The organism is Undibacterium sp. TJN19 (assembly GCF_049339485.1).
Taxonomy (GTDB): domain Bacteria; phylum Pseudomonadota; class Gammaproteobacteria; order Burkholderiales; family Burkholderiaceae_D; genus Undibacterium.
Window position 1 is genome coordinate 53,176 of sequence record NZ_JBMPPL010000009.1, and the last position, 14,725, is coordinate 67,900.

Annotated in this window: 13 protein-coding genes; 5 read left to right on the top strand and 8 right to left on the bottom strand. The window is 50.9% G+C overall.

Annotated features, from left to right (window positions below):
- Window positions 1–9: 9 nt before the first annotated feature.
- Window positions 10–525, bottom strand: a complete 516-nt coding sequence (locus ACO0LH_RS21240; RefSeq protein ID WP_422943133.1) for a GNAT family N-acetyltransferase — start codon at window positions 523–525, stop codon at window positions 10–12.
- A gap of 89 nt (window positions 526–614) precedes the next feature.
- Between ACO0LH_RS21240 and ACO0LH_RS21245 the strand changes: the two genes are divergently transcribed.
- Window positions 615–1,040, top strand: coding sequence for a hypothetical protein (locus ACO0LH_RS21245; protein WP_422943134.1), 426 nt, complete (start codon window positions 615–617; stop codon window positions 1,038–1,040).
- Here ACO0LH_RS21245 and ACO0LH_RS21250 read toward each other — a convergent pair.
- Window positions 997–2,136, bottom strand: a complete 1,140-nt coding sequence (locus ACO0LH_RS21250) for a hypothetical protein (protein WP_422943135.1) — start codon at window positions 2,134–2,136, stop codon at window positions 997–999. The two genes, ACO0LH_RS21245 and ACO0LH_RS21250, sit on opposite strands and share 44 nt — an antisense overlap.
- A gap of 317 nt (window positions 2,137–2,453) precedes the next feature.
- On the opposite strand from ACO0LH_RS21250, the gene ACO0LH_RS21255 reads away from it, so the two are divergent.
- The gene (locus ACO0LH_RS21255; protein ID WP_422943136.1) at window positions 2,454–2,714 is read left to right on the top strand and encodes a hypothetical protein; all 261 of its coding nucleotides are present in this window, start codon (window positions 2,454–2,456) and stop codon (window positions 2,712–2,714) included.
- A gap of 720 nt (window positions 2,715–3,434) precedes the next feature.
- Window positions 3,435–7,478, top strand: a complete 4,044-nt coding sequence (locus tag ACO0LH_RS21260; protein ID WP_422943137.1) for a Pls/PosA family non-ribosomal peptide synthetase — start codon at window positions 3,435–3,437, stop codon at window positions 7,476–7,478.
- Window positions 7,479–7,545: 67 nt separating this feature from the next.
- Here the strand turns inward: ACO0LH_RS21260 and ACO0LH_RS21265 are convergent, their stop codons facing one another.
- On the bottom strand, window positions 7,546–8,211 hold the full coding sequence (locus ACO0LH_RS21265) for a DJ-1/PfpI family protein (RefSeq protein WP_422943138.1): 666 nt from the start codon (window positions 8,209–8,211) through the stop codon (window positions 7,546–7,548).
- Window positions 8,212–8,320: 109 nt separating this feature from the next.
- On the opposite strand from ACO0LH_RS21265, the gene ACO0LH_RS21270 reads away from it, so the two are divergent.
- The gene (locus ACO0LH_RS21270) at window positions 8,321–9,328 is read left to right on the top strand and encodes a GlxA family transcriptional regulator (RefSeq protein WP_422943139.1); all 1,008 of its coding nucleotides are present in this window, start codon (window positions 8,321–8,323) and stop codon (window positions 9,326–9,328) included.
- A gap of 23 nt (window positions 9,329–9,351) precedes the next feature.
- Here ACO0LH_RS21270 and ACO0LH_RS21275 read toward each other — a convergent pair whose 3' ends face one another.
- On the bottom strand, window positions 9,352–9,864 hold the full coding sequence (locus ACO0LH_RS21275) for a winged helix-turn-helix transcriptional regulator (RefSeq protein ID WP_422943140.1): 513 nt from the start codon (window positions 9,862–9,864) through the stop codon (window positions 9,352–9,354).
- Between the two features lie 65 nt (window positions 9,865–9,929).
- Here ACO0LH_RS21275 and ACO0LH_RS21280 point away from each other — a divergent pair, with 65 nt between their 5' ends.
- On the top strand, window positions 9,930–10,430 hold the full coding sequence (locus tag ACO0LH_RS21280; protein WP_422943141.1) for a nuclear transport factor 2 family protein: 501 nt from the start codon (window positions 9,930–9,932) through the stop codon (window positions 10,428–10,430).
- 75 nt (window positions 10,431–10,505) lie between these two features.
- On the opposite strand, the gene mmsB is transcribed toward ACO0LH_RS21280, so the two are convergent.
- The 4 genes from mmsB to ACO0LH_RS21300 all read right to left on the bottom strand — a co-directional run bounded on the left by mmsB (window position 10,506) and on the right by ACO0LH_RS21300 (window position 14,717).
- A complete protein-coding gene (mmsB, locus tag ACO0LH_RS21285) occupies window positions 10,506–11,420 on the bottom strand; it encodes a 3-hydroxyisobutyrate dehydrogenase (protein WP_422943142.1) in 915 nt (304 codons plus the stop codon).
- 164 nt (window positions 11,421–11,584) lie between these two features.
- Window positions 11,585–12,763, bottom strand: a complete 1,179-nt coding sequence (locus ACO0LH_RS21290; protein ID WP_422943143.1) for an enoyl-CoA hydratase/isomerase family protein — start codon at window positions 12,761–12,763, stop codon at window positions 11,585–11,587.
- Entirely contained in the window at window positions 12,760–13,560 is an 801-nt protein-coding gene (locus ACO0LH_RS21295; protein WP_422943144.1) for an enoyl-CoA hydratase, read from the bottom strand. The genes ACO0LH_RS21290 and ACO0LH_RS21295 overlap by 4 nt, the downstream gene beginning before the upstream one ends.
- A complete protein-coding gene (locus tag ACO0LH_RS21300; RefSeq protein WP_422943145.1) occupies window positions 13,557–14,717 on the bottom strand; it encodes an acyl-CoA dehydrogenase family protein in 1,161 nt (386 codons plus the stop codon). Before ACO0LH_RS21300 ends, ACO0LH_RS21295 begins: the two co-directional genes overlap by 4 nt.
- Between the last annotated feature and the right edge of the window lie 8 nt (window positions 14,718–14,725).

The window sequence follows — 14,725 nt, forward strand, 5'->3', positions numbered from 1 at the left end:
GTTACTTCATCATTCACGCTCCAGACAATAGACATGCCACATGCCGCGCTGCGGCCTTTCATACTCTTTCACGAAAACCATACCAAGCTTCAGCAAAGCATTTGCTGACCCTGCATTCGCTGGCATCACCTGCGCCAGCATGCGGGGGCGATCGATGGTTCTGAAACCATAGTCCAGTTGCGCAAGCCCAATTTCGGTCGCATACCCTTTACCCCAAGCGGCCCGCTGAAGCACAAAGCCGAATTCAAAATCGTCTTCACCCAGCGCATCACAAGGCTTAAGGCCTGCATAACCAATGACCGCCCCACTGCCTCGCTCTGCCAAAATGCCAATTTTTCGCCCGGTACCTTCATGATCAAAAGCGTCAGCAAAAAACTGCGCTGCTTCGTCATGCCCCATTTGATCCGCACTCAGATACTGCATCACAACCGGGTCACTAAACACCGTTGAAAAAAGAGGCTCAAAATCACTCGCCTGCGCGCTACGCAATATCAGACGGTCGGTTGTAACGATGGTGGTGGACATAGCTTGAACTTGAAATTAATCAGATTTGATTTTGCAAATTGTGAGAGAAAAAATCCAGGTTTCATTTTAACGCTTAAGCAGAAACTATGATGTCTGAAGATGGTGCTGTGCCCGTGGGCTTGCTTAGGGAGTTTGCCGTTTGGTGCAAACGCATTCGGCCACATCAGCATTTTCACGACTTTATACCAGCAGAAGTTTGGCATGGCATCAGTCCCTATGGATATCCACGCCAACATCCGTTCACCATTTTGCAACTTGGAATGAGTTATTGGGAGGAAGTTATTTGCGGCCAACTTCACAGACTGAAAGCTAAAAAAACATTTATTCGGGTAACAAAGCTGTTTGGGAAGATACTGGCAATCCGGCATAGGTCTTCGGTTTCAAGACCCATGCCGGTACATCAAAGCGCTCTACAAATTATCATTGTTAAAAATTATGCTAAATATTTTTTTTCGCCACTTACTGTATTCTTTAAGGCTGCGGCGTCAATAAAAATGCGCGCAATACACCATTGATCTTGCCAGTACCCGCCAGTTGGCCATTATCGTTGATACGCAAGCTATTGGCATCGATCTCGCTCAAACCACTTACCAAGTTACTGACATCGACAATGACGCCACCATCGTAAAAGAAGGCTCGACTAACTCTATTGGACTCGCTATTGAGCGTGTAATAACCGATTACTTGCCCCTGACTATTGATCGCACGTCCATAACTATTGCCGGTCGCACCTCCCGGCATACCCAGATTACGCATACTGCCTGCGGCATACAAAAAGGCACGTTTTTCACCACTCACAATATTGGCATTGCCAACGATTTGACCAAGATCATTGATACCGGTGGCTGTGCTTGTACTACCTCCCAGAGTCCCAAGGTCATAGAACTGACGGCCATCGTATAAAAAAGCATGTGTCGCCTGACCATTACTTGAACCACCCACTACCATACCAGCGGAATTAATTGCCGCTGCCGCGCAACCGCCTGTGGGAGACAAGGCACCAATCTCAATTAAGCCACTGCCATAAGATAAGGCACAACGATTTTGTCCTGCTGCATTACGGGCATCGGCAGCGATAACACCAGAACGGTTAATTGCCACTGCCCTGCTGAAGCGACCACCCAAGGTGCCAAGATCCACCAACCCAGATGCCGTAGCCACAAACGCGTGTTCATCATAATTAGGAAATACACCGTAACCTACAACCTGATTATTATCATTGATGCCGTTAATAATTACATAAGCACCACCAAACCCACCTAATGGCGTAGTACGATTCCCGCTGAACAGGGCAAGTTCTATACGCATACCATCAGCACTTGTCATCATGCCTGCTGCCTGCCCATATCGGTTGGCGACCGACACCGCACCGGTGGTATTGCCTATAGATGCAACGTGGTCACCTTTACTCAAAAACGGATAAGGCAAACCATCTGCCCTTGCGGACGCACCACCAACCCGACCATCGGCTGTCAAAGCCAACGCGTTACTGCTACCCGACTCAAAGGCACCCAGATCCGTCAACTTCCAGCCTGCCGCCATGCTTTGGCCACTCATGGCCAGCAATAAGGTAAAACCACTGAGATATTTTTTCAGATTTATCTGTTTCATTCTGTCTGGTGAAATTCTGGTTCACAGACCAGAACGGCATTATGCACTTGAATTAGCGCACAATTTGGTGGCAGCCTGCACACCCCTATTTTATCCACCGTTAATCAAAGCTTGTGGCAAGCACAAGCCGACATGCCTGACGCCATTTAAAAACAGTAATAACATCAGCGCATGTAGGAACGATAACAATAGAAATAAGGTGATGCAAATGGGATTAATGGGCAGATTTATAGCGCTTAGAAAAGTAAGATTTGTTTAGCAAAATGGTGTATATATAGCGCCAACAATTGCCATTGGCATCGCTGGTGATGGGGTTGGTGGCAACACTTGCCGCTGATGTATTTTTAGGGCTCGCTACTCTGCAGGTTGGCGGTGATGGCCTTGAAGTGGGATCTGACGTAGAAACGAGATTACAGAAGGTCTGGGTGTTGACGACATCGCCTAAGAATGCAATAGAATTTATGATTTGGGGGCAATCATCACATCCTATTTTCTCTGCAAAAAATACAGATCGGATGTGGTTTATTATTCATCGTCCGCTCCAATATTTACGCGGCTTTACACCAGCAAAAGTGTGATACGGGATTGATCCTTATAAAACTTCATCGAAATTAGTGAGATACTTTGCAGCTTGGGATGGCCTGTCACGAGGATATTATTTGTGGCGTTAGCTTCAATGTTTGAAATCAAAAGCAAACATCCGCGCATGCAGCGAGACTACTCATTAAAGCGTTTGTTTTTTGCACATAATTTCCTTAAATTTTAACCAAAAAGAAAATTGAAAATCGCGTGTTTGATTAAAGATCAAGCTTTTTGCTATTCAAATTAACGGCCACATCCGATTTTGTCTGCAAAAAATGTAGCTAGAATGTGACGCTATCGCTAAACAGGACGCCAAAAGTTCTAATAAAGTGAATCTTGAAGACGTTAACCATTGCAGCCGCTCTCTTTTGTTTTGAAATAATACTTTCACTTTTATTTAATCGTTGCTGTTAAGAAAATACTCTTGTACGCTGCCTGCCTTAGTGAAAAAATTAGATAGAACAGCAAAAAATCTGCCGAAATTTTTAGCATCTGCGGATGGGCAGCGTAATTCTGCTGATAAGGGAATGATTATTGTTACTGCAATTCAATAAGGGGTTTATTTTCCAAACGAAAATTTCAGGTTTCAATATATTTTCAACTATCCTACAGGCAACACTTAAGCATTAGTTGCAATTTTTTAACATACATAAGTATTTGCTATAAACCGACAAAATTTAGCCTATATTAGCTGACCTTTCTCTTTTAGATTTTTTATGCATTCGTTTAGCAGCACCTTAGTAAATTCCGAGATTTTGTACGGCGAACAGATACCTGATTTTTTACGCGAAGAAGTGTTGGCCGACATTCTGGAAGCAAGCGCGGCAGCGTTTCCAGACAAGGTCGCGCTGATCTCTGGCGGTCAGGCGGTCACTTACCATGAATTGAACCAGCATGCCGGCCGTGTGGCCTCTGCCTTGATTGCGTCAGGCGTGCGTCCGGGAAACATTGTTGGCCTGTGGCTGACACGGGGCATCAACCTCCTGATCATGCAGGCTGGCATTGCCAAGTCTGGCGCTGCCTGGCTACCGTTTGATGCCGATGCGCCTATTGAGCGTATTGCAGTTTGCCTGAACGATGCCAATGCGGTCGGGATTGTCAGTTGCCAGGCATTTGCCGCTGAACTTGCCACACTGTCTTGCCAGAAATGGCTGGCTGAACCTTTATTGGCGGATGTTGAGCAGGCCATCTTGCCGCCTGTGAAAGCCAAACCGGTCGACCCGGCTTATGTCATTTACACGTCTGGCTCCACCGGCAAGCCCAAGGGTATTGTCGTTAACCAGGGCAGTATCTGCCATTTCCTGCGTAGCGAAAACCATGTGCTGGGCATACGCAATAGCGACCGTGTCTACCAGGGGTTTTCACTGGCATTTGATATGTCGTTTGAAGAAATCTGGATCAGTTACCTGGTCGGAGCAATTTTATGGCTGGCGCCAAAAGAAATTACTGCCGACCCGGATGCCTTGCCGCTGGCATTGAATGAAAACCAGATCACAGTTTTGCATGCCGTCCCTACCCTGCTTGCCTTGTTCACCCATGAGGTGGATAGCTTGCGCCTGATTAACCTCGGCGGTGAGATGTGCCCCGAGGTGCTGGTCAACCGCTGGTCGCGACCGGGGCGGCAGATGTTTAACACCTATGGCCCTACCGAAGCCAGTGTATCTGCCAGCCTGGCCAGGTTACAGGCAAATCAGGCTGTCAATATCGGCAAACCCTTGCCGAATTATTCTTTGCTGGTGATTGCCACTGATGTGGAAAATGGCTTGCGACTTTTACCGCCCGGCGAAACGGGTGAATTATGTATATCTGGCCCTGGTGTTGCAGTGGGCTACCTTGGGCGACCTGATCTGACGGCAGAAAAATTTCTGCCCAATCCGTGGGCCAGGAACCAGTTTGAAGAAAGACTGTATCGCACTGGCGATCTGGCCTGTTTTAACGCTGATGGCACTGTGCAGTGCCTGGGGCGCGCGGATGACCAGGTGAAAATTCGCGGCTTCCGCGTTGAACTGGGCGAAATTGAAGCGGTGCTCGCCAGTCAAAGCGGTGTTGGCGCGGTTGCAGTTGTGTTGCGTAAAGAGCAGGACATTGACCAGATCATGGCGTTTATCGTGCCAGAGAATATGCCTGACAATGCCGATTTTGCCTCACTGGCAGGTTTTGCCTCTGATTTGCGCACTGCGCTGAGCAAGGTGCTGCCAGTTTACATGCTGCCTTCCAGGCTGGAATTTTTAGCCGAAATGCCACGTCTTACTTCGGGCAAGATAGATCGCAACACACTGAAAAAAATTGAATTAAGTGTTCAGGAAATCAATACTGATTCAGACATCGCGGAAAATGAGACGGAAGAAGTTTTATTCTCTGCGCTGGCAGCTTTGTTCCCTGGCCAGGCGATTCGCCGTTCGTCCGATTTTTTCTCTGACCTGGGTGGTCATTCGCTGATGGCGGCAAAGCTGGTTTCCAATCTGCGCAAACATCCGCGTTTTGCGTATTTCAAGATCAGTGATATTTATCAGCACAGAAGCGTTGCCAATTTGCTGGCGGTATTGGAAAAAACCGGTCAGGTGCAAGACGCGACAGCAAAACAGACGAAACAGGTCTGGGCGCAGGCACCAGACTGGAAACGCTGGCTTTGCGGTCTGGGCCAGGCCATAGCCATTCCCTGGCTGGTGGCGATGCGCATGGTGCAATGGCTGGCCCCTTTCTTTGCGTATCATTATTTTACGGGCGAGCCTGAAGATTCCATAGCGCGCGCGGTATCGCTGTCGGTGGGGGTATTTCTGTTATTGACTCTGGCTGAATTTGCCATTGCCATCCTGGGTAAATGGCTGATCGCTGGGCGTTTAAAGGCCGGACGTTATCCCCTCTGGGGCTTGACTTATTATCGCTGGTGGCTGGCAGACCGTCTGGTGGAAGCAGCACCAACCTATATGCTGAGCGGCTCATCTCTATATGTATTGTGGTTGCGCGCTTTAGGGGCGAAAATCGGGGCAGATGTGATTATCGGGTCGATGACCCTGCGGGCACCGGATCTATTGCATATCGGTGACAGATGCAACATAGGCAATGCCAGCAATTTTGAAAATGCCCGTGTGCAGCATGGTGAGCTCATACTGGGCACGATACGTATGGACGATGAAGCCTATGTCGGCTCGTATGCAGTACTGGAAGGTGATGTACATCTTCAGGCTGGCGGTCACCTTGAAGCGCAATCTGCACTGAGTGCAGGTCAGCTTATTCCAAGGTTCAGGATATGGAAAGGATCGCCTGCAAGGGATGTGGGTGAGTTCAACCCACAAATTTATCCACCAAGGCCAGTCGTATCACGTTTGCGCATGACGGCTGAAACGGTATTTTTTGTTTTTGGATCATTGCTGATCAGCGCCCTGTTTTTCATGCCGGTCTTCCCCAGTTTCGTGACGATAGACTGGTTTGATAATTCGGAACTATTCCCTGCCTTGCAGGGCAATTCAGTCATCTTCCAGTTGGTGAAGTATTTCGTGCTGGCCTTCCCTGCCACCGCAGTGCTGATTGTGTGTACCGCCCTGCTGTCTGCTGGCATACGCTGGAGTGTGCTGCCGACCTTGAAACAAGGTATGTACCCCGTGCATGGCAACACCTATTGCGGCAAATGGCTGGTTAATCAGATACAGGAATCCAGTCTGAATGTTTTGCATGGTGTGTATGCGACTATCTATGCGCCTTTCTGGTATCGCCTGCTAGGCGCAAAGGTCGGGCGCGGTGCTGAAATTTCAACGGCCCTGGGCGTGGTGCCCGACATGCTGACGCTGGGAGATGACACTTTTATTGCCGATGCCGTGTTGCTGGGTGACGAGCAAATTGATGGTGGCTGGATGAGCATGCATCCGACCGTGATTTCACGTCGCAGCTTTGTTGGTAATGGGGCATATATCCCTGATGGTACTGTCTTGCCTGAAAACGTCTTGATCGGCGTGCACACCAGCGCACCGGATAATACGCAGATGCGTGAAGGCGACACCTGGCTGGGCTCGCCTGCCATTAACCTGCCAGCACGTGAAGAAGTCAAAGGATTCCCTGAAGAGCTGACTTTCCGCCCTTCCATCGTGCGCCGCCTGGGGCGTGGTCTGATTGAAGCCTTCCGGATTATTGCGCCCCACGCGATGGTGATTGCGGTTGGTTATACCGTAGTCCTTGATCTGATGCCTCTGGCGGGGGATGACCGCTGGGCGGAAGTCCTGTATTACTTGGTATTTGCCGGCTTGTTCTACGGCATAGGCAGTTTTGCCTTTGTGCTGGCATTGAAATGGTTGCTGATTTTCCGCTACAAGAAAAGCAGCGTGCCGATGTGGACACCATTTGTCTGGATATCTGAGGGCATTACCAATTTGTATGAGGGTATCGCTGTTCCCAATTTCATGCGTTATTTGCGTGGCACGCCGTGGTTACCGCTGGTGTTCAATTTACTTGGCTGCAAAATCGGTCGTGGTGTGTACATGGATACGACCGATATTACCGAGTTCGATTGTGTCAGTATCGGCGCTTACAGCGAGATCAATGCCCTGGCCTGTCCGCAAACCCATTTGTTTGAAGACAGGGTAATGAAGATAGATCATGTCAGCATTGGTGAACGCGTCTATATGGGGCCGCGCAGTGCTGTCTTGTACAGTGCAGTCGTGGCAGATGACGCAAGTCTGGGTGCAATGACACTGGTCATGAAGGGAGAATACATTCCGGCAGGTTCCAGCTGGCATGGTTGCCCTGCCGCCATGACAGGGGCCTGATTTTTCAATTGACGGCTTGCCCATCTAATTAAGGCAAGCCTGAACTGCGATAGATTTTGTCGCATATTCAGGCTACATCTTTACTGGTTTCTGCTACTGCATTAGCCAGTTTTTGCTTTACACGCGCAACCAGCGCCTCCCCTGCCAGCTCTGGCCGCCCACAATGAAATGGTGGTTGTGGTGCATATTCCAGCATCAGTTGTATTTCTTTTGCCTCTTCGTCGCCACGAATTTCAGCAACCACGGTGAGTGCAAAATCAATGCCTGCGGTCACGCCGCCGCCACTGATGCGATTCCGGTCTTTGACGACACGGGCTTCATCAATGATAGCTCCAAACATGGGCAGGTATTGTCGATAATTCCAGTGGCTGGCAGCCCGATAGCCTTTTAGCAAACCAGCCGCCCCTAATAGTAAAGAACCAGAACAGACACTGGTGATAAAGCCGGCCTGCTGGCCTTGTGCATGCAACCAGGCCAGCACGGTTTGGTCCTGCATCAGTCGCTGCGTGCCTGGGCCGCCGGGTACACATAGCAAATCCAGTTGTGGGCAGGTGCTAAAACTATGCGTGGGCATTAATTGTAAGTCGGCATCACTGGCAACCGGGTCGGTATTCTTCCAGACGAAATGCAGCTGTACATTGCTCATTCTGGCAAACACCTGCGCCGGACCTGTCAGATCCAGTTGAGTTAAATGTGGGTACAGCAAAAAACCTATCTTGTATACAGCGCTCATTGATGGCTCCTGATCTGAGTAATATGGGGAAGTTTCGATCAGCACGCATTATTTCGTATACACTGATTGGCATCAATGACAATAAATTGCCGTTTTCTGCCAAATCAGCATGCCAGCTATTCACCCTGAAATGACATCAAACCGCGTGGCCCGCGTCATTGCCCTCGTGGTTTTCCCAGGTGTGCAATTGCTCGACGTTGCCGGCCCAGGTGATGTGTTTTCCATGGCCGAACAATTCAGTGTCGATGCCTGTTTTGATGTAGTTCTGGTTTCTGCAAGCGGTGGTTTGATCGCTACGACCAGTGGCATAGAAATTCACACCAGATGCATCCGGGACGTAGCTTCTGAAGGGATAGACACACTCATCCTGGCAGGAGGCAGCCAGCAAGGCCTGATAGCTGCCATTAAAGATGCTGAACTATCTGCATGGGTGTGTCGTGCTGCGGCTACTGCGCGGCGCTTTGGTTCGGTCTGTGCCGGCTCATTCGCGCTGGCACAGTGGGGCCTGCTGGATGCGCGAAAAGCCACGACGCACTGGTCAGTATCGGCCTTGCTCGGGCGTTTGCATCCACATACTGCGGTGGAAGCCGATGCGATCTATATAAGAGATGGGCGTATCTGGACATCTGGCGGCGTTACGTCAGGCATCGATATGTGCCTGGCCATGGTTGAAGAAGATCTGGGCCTATGGGTAGCCGCACGCATTGCCAAACAAATGATTTTGCCACTACGCAGACTGGGCAATCAATCACAGTTTTCATCCGTGCTGGAAGCCCAGGCCGGACGATATGCGACATTGGTCGACTGGGTGCGTGCCCATATACGCGAATCCATCGATGTCAATTTGCTGGCAGCGCATGTGGGTGAATCGGTGCGCAGTTTCCACCGGCATTTTCAGGCAGAAACCGGCCAGACACCGGCCGCATTCATAGAAGCGTTAAGACTGCAACTGGCACGCGAACAACTCGATGCCGGTGAATCACTTAAAACCGCAGCCCGGCTTGCTGGCTTTACGTCAGAGCAGCACTTGTCCAAGGTGTTCTTGCGGCGGTCAGGCATGACGGCAGCACAGTATCGGTCAACGCACAAAATCAATATGCGTACGCAAGAGTTTTGATGGTCTATTGCAGTAAAGACTTCTTATTCAGTTTCTTGTTTTTGCCGCAAAAAGACCTGACTGGCCAGTGCAGTACCTGGTGCGTCACGCCCTCCCGGGCCGGGCTCAAATACAAGTTCGTGCAGATGCAGCACTTCTCCACATACAGCGCATGCCGGCACGGCAGCAGTGATATGTGAACAGCCCAGATGACGGATATGCAGCGGCACCTGGTCTTCCGGTGAAGCCCATTTATCCCCCCAGGCAGTCAATGCCAGTAAAACCGGATACAGGTCACGCCCGCGTTCGCTTAAACAGTAACGCCATACACGCTTGTCTTTGGAGTCGGCCTGCCGCTCGATGATGCCCTGCTCCAGCAAATGCTTGAGACGGGCAGTCAATACATTGGATGCCAGGCCAAGGTCACGCTGGATCTCATCAAAACGGTCAAAGCCCAGGAACAGGTCCCGTACAATCAACAGAGTCCACCACTCACCCACTACTTCGAGGGTACGGGCAATTGAACAGGAAAAATCGGCAAAAGAACTACGTTCCATAATTTAGCTTGCTTGATGCAAGTTAGTTGCGTATATTACTTTCATTATGCCAGTGAAAGTCCATCATGTATGCCTTCATCGTAGAACGTCGATTGCGCGCAGTTTTCACCGCCCTCAGTAGTGGCAATGCCACGCCCATGCTGGAGGGGCTGGCATCCGCGTTTGAATATCGTTTCGAAGGTGACTCACCTATTTCTGGTTTGCGCAATTCACGCGCGTCCATGGCATTGTGGTGGGAAAGATTGTTTCGTTTATTCCCCGGCTTGCAGTTTGAAATCAGGGAAGTCGCTGTATTGGGGCCGCCATGGAACACCCGCATACACGTAGTCATGGATTTTATTGTGCCGCATGAACCAGACGGCCCCTACCGCAATATCGTCATGCAGTTCATGCGCATGCGCTGGGGCAAGATTCATCATATCCATACATTGGAAGATACCCAGCGTTGCAGCCGCTATCTCGCCTGGAGCATGACTCAGGGGCGGGAAGAATCACAGGCGGCACCTATTACGGATCTTCCCTGGCCCGGAGAGGGACCATTTTTAAAGACCCAGGCAGCAAAATGAAATGGCTGAAATGGCTGACCAGCTATTCCAACCAAGCTGATCAGCCATTTTAATGAATACCAGTCAAGCGGCTATTCATTTTTCCTTGGCGTGCAGTAACTCCAGAATGCTGGAAAAATCCTTGGCACCTGCCCCGTTCTGGCTATGCATGCCGTACAGGTTACGCACCAGTTCACCCAAAGGTGTGGCAGATCCAGTGGCAAGTGCCGCTTCTGTCGCCAGACCAAGGTCTTTCAGCATCAAATCCACACCAAAGCCCCCCGTATAGCCGCGTGAGGCTGGCACATTATCCATGACGCCAGGATAAGGGTTATACAATTCCAGCGCCCAGTTACGCCCCGAACTTTTGCTCATGATGTCAGACAGGGTTTTGGGATCAAGACCATTTGCGACACCCAATGCCAGCGCTTCAGCCGTACCTGCCATCAATATCCCCAGCAGCATATTGTTGCAGATCTTGGCCACCTGCCCTGCGCCATTGTCGCCAGCATGAAAAATATTCTTGCCCATCGCACTCAGCACAGGGCGGGCACGTTCAAGACTGGTGGCATCGCCACCCACAATAAAAGTCAGGGTGGCTGCCGCGGCCCCTGCCGTACCACCAGACACAGGCGCATCAATCATTGCAAGGCCACGCGCACTGGCTGCCTGCGCCACCTTCTGTGCAGCCTGCGCCGCGATGGTGCTGCAATCAATGATCAATGCACCTTCAGCTATATACGGCAAAATACCTTGTTCAACATTATCCTTACCCAGATAAAGGCTTTCTACATGGCGACTGGCGGGCAACATGCTGATAACAACATCGGCACCCTCGATGGCTTGCCTGGCATTACTGGCGGCCAGAGCACCGGCATCTGCCAGTGTCTTCAGGGAGACAGGCGAGAGATCGAAGACGGTGAGCGAATAGCCTGCCTTGAGCAGGTTAAGAGCCATGGGCGCGCCCATGTTGCCAAGGCCGATGAAGGCGATTTTTGTTTGATTTGACATGATGGTTGATCTCCTTTTTTTTGATTCTGTCCCTTCAAGCGAAGGGGCTTTAAAATATGGATATGCTGGTCTGATTATGGATTGTCTGATGTGTCCCTCCCCTTCAAAGAGAAGGGTTAGAGTGAAGCTGGTTTTTTTTGCAAATCGAAGAAAGGAAAATAATTTCAAGCAGCTTGTCTTTGTAATTCCTCAACACTACCCAAATCCCCTAGCGGATGCTGCCCTGCCGCCCATGGACTCGTGAAATACCTCTCCCCGTCCTGAACTTGTAAGTCGTCCAAACTATCCGGCAACCATTGCGGCTTCTGGTCTTTGTCCATGATCAATGCGCGTATTCCCTCGACAAAATCATGGTTTTGCGCACAGACAAGCGCCGCTATTAACTCCATACGAAAGACTTCTGCCAGCGACAAATACTTGCCTCTTGCCTGCAATGCATGCGCCAGCCATACTGAAGTCGGGCTGCCTTTTTGCAGACTGCTGACAGCTTTTTGCAGCCAGGGATATTCTTCCTGCTGCGCAGCATCGACTGCAAGTATTTGCGCTACGATGGTGGGCAAATCAGGCGCACTACACAATCGGTTGATGAGGTCAAAGTTGTTGCGCAAAGGGCCTGCTGTGTCACTGGATTCGGCTGCAAACGCAGACAAGACCTGGCTGAGTCGCTGATGGTTCTGGTCAGCGTGATTACTCCACTTAGTGCACTGCAAAGCCGTCAGTACATCCGCCTTGCTGGCTTGTGGCAAAACCTCATCGGCCAATTTTACAAACAAGGCATCGCTGGCATTGATACTGGCACCTGTCAGTGCCAGAAAAAGCCCCAGCTTGCCCGGCATGCGACTCAGGAACCACGTACCACCGACATCGGGGAACAGGCCTATGGCAATTTCCGGCATCGCCAGCCTGGATTTCTCTGTTACTACACGATGACTGGCGCCTGCCATCAAACCGATGCCGCCACCCATGACGATGCCATGTCCCCAGCATAAAATAGGTTTGGCGTACGTATGGACCAGGTAGTCGAGACGGTATTCCTGTGCAAAAAAATCCAGTGCGTAAGGATTCGCCAGTACATCACCAGCCCGCTCTGACGTATGGTGGCTGCGCATGCTGGCATACAAGTTCTGCAAATCGCCACCTGCACAAAATGCTTTTTCGCCTGCTGCCTGCAAAATAACGATGGCAATTGCCGGATCAGTTTTCCATGCCTGCAATTGCGCCGCCAGCAATTGCACCATGTTCATGGAAAGGGCATTCAGGGTTTTCTCAGTATTCAGGGTAGCGACACCCAATTGCCGGCCATCTGCGGTTGCCAGCGTGCTGAACAAGACTGGCGCTGTCATGCGTTGCTCCATACCGGCTGACGTTTTTCCAGGAAAGCGGCAACACCTTCTTTTTGGTCTGCGGTATCAAACAAACCCAGAAATGCCTCACGTTCTTGCGGCAATACAGCGGCCAAGGGTTGCTTGCGTGCGCCCTGTATCAACTGTTTGCATGCCTTGACACTGACAGGACTTTGCTTGCCAGCCTGTTTTGCCAGTGCCAGTGCACGATCAAGTGCCCCGCCAGTCGCCACCACCTCTTCCACCAGACCTATGCGTAGCGCTGTGGCGGCATCGATACGTTCACCGCACAAGATCAGGCGTTTGGCCCATCCTTCTCCCACCAGCCAGGCCAGGTTTTGCGTGCCGCCTGCACAAGGCAGCAGGCCGACTGTGGCTTCTGGCAAAGCCATTTGCGCCTGCGATTCTGCAATACGCAGATCACAGGCCAGGGCACATTCCAGTCCACCGCCCATTGCATAGCCATTGATGGCAGCAATCGATACGCCACGGAACTGGCTCAGGGTTTCAAATGCTTCGCCAAAGCGTCGTGCCATGTCCAGTGCCACTGCCTTGTCACCATCGGCAAATAATTTCAGATCGGCGCCGGCGGAAAAGAACTTTTGCCCCTCACCTGTGACGACCAGGCTGTAGATTGCCGGGTTGGCATTGAGGTCATGCACCAGTCGCGTCAGGGCCTGCAAACCCGCTGAGGTCCAGGTATTGGCGGGTGGGTTGGCAATCGTCAGCAAGGCCGTGTTGCCGATGACTTCACATTGCAGGTTGGTGTAGCCAGTGTATTGTGTGGCGTTACTCATAAAAACTCCTCATTCGTAGTTTGACTTAGCATGTGGCGAGCCACGATGACACGCATGATTTCATTGGTGCCTTCCAGTATCTGGTGGACCCTGACATCGCGTAAAAAACGCTCTAGTGGATATTCACGGATATAGCCATAGCCACCGTGGATTTGCAGTGCTTCATTGCAAACAGTAAAACCGGTATCGGTCGCCAGTCGCTTGGCCATGGCGCAATACACAGATGCATTCGGCGCCTTGCTGTCGAGTTTGCTGGCAGCCAGGCGCACCATCTGGCGTGCGGCCACCAGTTCGGTTTGCATATCTGCCAATTTGAATTGCAGTACCTGAAAATCGGCCAGTTTCTTTTGAAACTGCATGCGTTCATTCATATAGGTTTGCGCGCTATTGAGTGCTGATTGCGCAGCACCGATGGAACAGGTAGCGATATTGATACGCCCCCCATCAAGGCCACGCATGGCAATGCGAAAACCCTCTCCTTCTCTTCCCAGCAAATGGGAACGGGGTATGCATACCTGATCAAAATTGACCGTACGAGTGGGCTGGCTGTTCCAACCCATCTTGTCTTCTTTCTTGCCATAGCTGATGCCAGGCAGGTTTGCCGGTACCGCAAAAGCAGAAATACCATCCGCACCCTCACCACCTGTACGTGCCATCACTACCAGCATATCGGTCGCCCCGGCACCGGATATAAATGCCTTGCTGCCATTAAGTACATAGTTGTCTCCGTCCAGTCGGGCGCTGGTGCGCAGTGAAGCTGCGTCCGACCCTGAACCTGCTTCAGTCAGGCAATACGAAGCCAGTTTTTTACCGGTTGCCAGCAAGGGTACCCAGTCATTTTGCACCTGTGTTGCCCCCCAGTGGGCAATCATCCAGCTTGCCATGTTGTGTATGGTGATATAAGCCGTGGTTGATGGACAGGCACGTGCCAGCTCTTCAAACACAATTGCCGCATCCAGCCTTGTCAGCCCCAAACCACCCAGGTCTTCTGGCACGTACATGCCGCAAAAACCCAGCTCGCCGGCATGGGCGATGACATCCAGCGGAAACATGGATGTCGCATCCCAATGCGCAGCTTGTGCCGCCATTTCATGGGCGGCAAAATGTCGGGCAGATTGCTGGTAGGCTCGCTGGTCTTCAGTTAATTCGAAGTCCATGACGATTT

Bases quoted from the DNA above. Each gene is read 5' to 3' on its own strand.
- ACO0LH_RS21240 (WP_422943133.1), bottom strand. From the start codon at position 525: ATGTCCACCACCATCGTTACAACCGACCGTCTGATATTGCGTAGCGCG.
- ACO0LH_RS21245 (WP_422943134.1), top strand. From the start codon at position 615: ATGTCTGAAGATGGTGCTGTGCCCGTGGGCTTGCTTAGGGAGTTTGCC.
- ACO0LH_RS21250 (WP_422943135.1), bottom strand. From the start codon at position 2,136: ATGAAACAGATAAATCTGAAAAAATATCTCAGTGGTTTTACCTTATTG.
- ACO0LH_RS21260 (WP_422943137.1), top strand. From the start codon at position 3,435: ATGCATTCGTTTAGCAGCACCTTAGTAAATTCCGAGATTTTGTACGGC.
- ACO0LH_RS21265 (WP_422943138.1), bottom strand. From the start codon at position 8,211: ATGAGCGCTGTATACAAGATAGGTTTTTTGCTGTACCCACATTTAACT.
- ACO0LH_RS21270 (WP_422943139.1), top strand. From the start codon at position 8,321: ATGCCAGCTATTCACCCTGAAATGACATCAAACCGCGTGGCCCGCGTC.
- ACO0LH_RS21275 (WP_422943140.1), bottom strand. From the start codon at position 9,864: ATGGAACGTAGTTCTTTTGCCGATTTTTCCTGTTCAATTGCCCGTACC.
- ACO0LH_RS21280 (WP_422943141.1), top strand. From the start codon at position 9,930: ATGTATGCCTTCATCGTAGAACGTCGATTGCGCGCAGTTTTCACCGCC.
- mmsB (WP_422943142.1), bottom strand. From the start codon at position 11,420: ATGTCAAATCAAACAAAAATCGCCTTCATCGGCCTTGGCAACATGGGC.
- ACO0LH_RS21290 (WP_422943143.1), bottom strand. From the start codon at position 12,763: ATGACAGCGCCAGTCTTGTTCAGCACGCTGGCAACCGCAGATGGCCGG.
- ACO0LH_RS21295 (WP_422943144.1), bottom strand. From the start codon at position 13,560: ATGAGTAACGCCACACAATACACTGGCTACACCAACCTGCAATGTGAA.
- ACO0LH_RS21300 (WP_422943145.1), bottom strand. From the start codon at position 14,717: ATGGACTTCGAATTAACTGAAGACCAGCGAGCCTACCAGCAATCTGCC.